Here is a 3,075-nt window from a genome sequence, read left to right as displayed (position 1 = left end):
AATGTTCTCTCAAAACTAGATAACAATGTTCAAACTTCACATTAGAATAAAGGTTAAGTCCTCGATCTATTAGTATCTGTCAGCTCCACGTGTCACCACGCTTCCACCTCAGACCTATCAACCTGATCATCTTTCAGGGATCTTACTTCCTTGCGGAATGGGAAATCTCATCTTGAGGGGGGCTTCATGCTTAGATGCTTTCAGCACTTATCCCGTCCGCACATAGCTACCCAGCGATGCCCTTGGCAGAACAACTGGTACACCAGCGGTGCGTCCATCCCGGTCCTCTCGTACTAAGGACAGCTCCTCTCAAATTTCCTGCGCCCGCGACGGATAGGGACCGAACTGTCTCACGACGTTCTGAACCCAGCTCGCGTACCGCTTTAATGGGCGAACAGCCCAACCCTTGGGACCGACTACAGCCCCAGGATGCGATGAGCCGACATCGAGGTGCCAAACCTCCCCGTCGATGTGGACTCTTGGGGGAGATAAGCCTGTTATCCCCGGGGTAGCTTTTATCCGTTGAGCGATGGCCCTTCCATGCGGAACCACCGGATCACTAAGCCCGACTTTCGTCCCTGCTCGACTTGTAGGTCTCGCAGTCAAGCTCCCTTGTGCCTTTACACTCTGCGAATGATTTCCAACCATTCTGAGGGAACCTTTGGGCGCCTCCGTTACATTTTAGGAGGCGACCGCCCCAGTCAAACTGCCCACCTGACACTGTCTCCCTGCCCGATAAGGGCAGCGGGTTAGAAGGTCAATACAGCCAGGGTAGTATCCCACCGATGCCTCCACCGAAGCTAGCGCTCCGGTTTCCAAGGCTCCTACCTATCCTGTACAAGCTGTACCAACATTCAATATCAGGCTGCAGTAAAGCTCCACGGGGTCTTTCCGTCCTGTCGCGGGTAACCTGCATCTTCACAGGTACTATAATTTCACCGAGTCTCTCGTTGAGACAGTGCCCAGATCGTTGCGCCTTTCGTGCGGGTCGGAACTTACCCGACAAGGAATTTCGCTACCTTAGGACCGTTATAGTTACGGCCGCCGTTTACTGGGGCTTCAATTCGCACCTTCGCTTACGCTAAGCGCTCCTCTTAACCTTCCAGCACCGGGCAGGCGTCAGCCCCTATACTTCGCCTTACGGCTTCGCAGAGACCTGTGTTTTTGCTAAACAGTCGCCTGGGCCTATTCACTGCGGCTTCTCGGGGCTTTAACACCCTAAGAAGCACCCCTTCTCCCGAAGTTACGGGGTCATTTTGCCGAGTTCCTTAACGAGAGTTCTCTCGATCACCTTAGGATTCTCTCCTCGCCTACCTGTGTCGGTTTGCGGTACGGGCACCTCTCACCTCGCTAGAGGCTTTTCTTGGCAGTGTGGAATCAGGAACTTCGCTACTAAATTTCGCTCGCCATCACAGCTCAGCCTTCACGGGAAACGGATTTGCCTATTTCCCAGCCTAACTGCTTGGACGCGGATATCCAATACCGCGCTTACCCTATCCTCCTGCGTCCCCCCATTGCTCAAATGGTGAGGAGGTGGTACAGGAATATCAACCTGTTGTCCATCGCCTACGCCTTTCGGCCTCGGCTTAGGTCCCGACTAACCCTGAGCGGACGAGCCTTCCTCAGGAAACCTTAGGCATTCGGTGGACGGGATTCTCACCCGTCTTTCGCTACTCATACCGGCATTCTCACTTCTAAGCGCTCCACCAGTCCTTCCGGTCTGACTTCACAGCACTTAGAACGCTCTCCTACCACTGTTCGTAAGAACAGTCCGCAGCTTCGGTGATACGTTTAGCCCCGGTACATTTTCGGCGCAGAGTCACTCGACCAGTGAGCTATTACGCACTCTTTAAATGGTGGCTGCTTCTAAGCCAACATCCTGGTTGTCTAAGCAACTCCACATCCTTTTCCACTTAACGTATACTTTGGGACCTTAGCTGGCGGTCTGGGCTGTTTCCCTTTCGACTACGGATCTTATCACTCGCAGTCTGACTCCCAAGGATAAGTCATCGGCATTCGGAGTTTGACTGAATTCGGTAACCCGGTAGGGGCCCCTAGTCCAATCAGTGCTCTACCTCCGAGACTCTTACCTTGAGGCTAGCCCTAAAGCTATTTCGGAGAGAACCAGCTATCTCCAGGTTCGATTGGCATTTCACCCCTACCCACACCTCATCCCCGCACTTTTCAACGTGCGTGGGTTCGGGCCTCCATTCAGTGTTACCTGAACTTCACCCTGGACATGGGTAGATCACCTGGTTTCGGGTCTACGACCACGTACTCATGCGCCCTATTCAGACTCGCTTTCGCTGCGGCTCCGCATCTTCTGCTTAACCTTGCACGGGATCGTAACTCGCCGGTTCATTCTACAAAAGGCACGCCATCACCCTTTAACGGGCTCTGACTACTTGTAGGCACACGGTTTCAGGATCTATTTCACTCCCCTTCCGGGGTGCTTTTCACCTTTCCCTCACGGTACTGGTTCACTATCGGTCACTAGGGAGTATTTAGCCTTGGGAGATGGTCCTCCCGGATTCCGACGGAATTTCACGTGTTCCGCCGTACTCAGGATCCACTCTGGAGAGAACAACATTTCAGTTACAGGGCTGTTACCTTCTTTGGCGGGCCTTTCCAGACCTCTTCGCTTATATCGTTCCTTTGTAACTCCGTATAGAGTGTCCTACAACCCCAAGAGGCAAGCCTCTTGGTTTGGGCTGTTCCCGTTTCGCTCGCCGCTACTCAGGGAATCGCATTTGCTTTCTCTTCCTCCGGGTACTTAGATGTTTCAGTTCCCCGGGTATGCCTTCTCATACTCTATGTATTCAAGTATGGATACTACTCCATTACGAGCAGTGGGTTTCCCCATTCGGAAATCTCCGGATCAAAGCTTGCTTACAGCTCCCCGAAGCATATCGGTGTTCGTCCCGTCCTTCATCGGCTCCTAGTGCCAAGGCATCCACCGTGCGCCCTTTCTAACTTAACCATTTCTTACTTTAGAAAGAATCACTATGTGTGATGAACTTTGCATTGCATTCAATGTGAATGTATTACTTATTGTTATCTAGTTTTCAAAGAACA

General features: G+C 52.2%; 1 rRNA gene. It reads right to left on the bottom strand.

The features are described 5' to 3' along the window. Positions 1-49 precede the first annotated feature (49 nt). A 23S ribosomal RNA gene (locus SB660_RS18845) occupies positions 50-2,980 on the bottom strand. Between the last annotated feature and the right edge of the window lie 95 nt (positions 2,981-3,075).

It is taken from the genome of Bacillus sp. SIMBA_005 (assembly GCF_046535585.1).
In the GTDB taxonomy this organism is placed as follows: Bacteria; Bacillota; Bacilli; order Bacillales; family Bacillaceae; genus Bacillus; species Bacillus pumilus.
The sequence above is the reverse complement of the archived record's forward strand: the minus strand, read 5'-3'. Positions and strand labels throughout refer to the sequence as shown.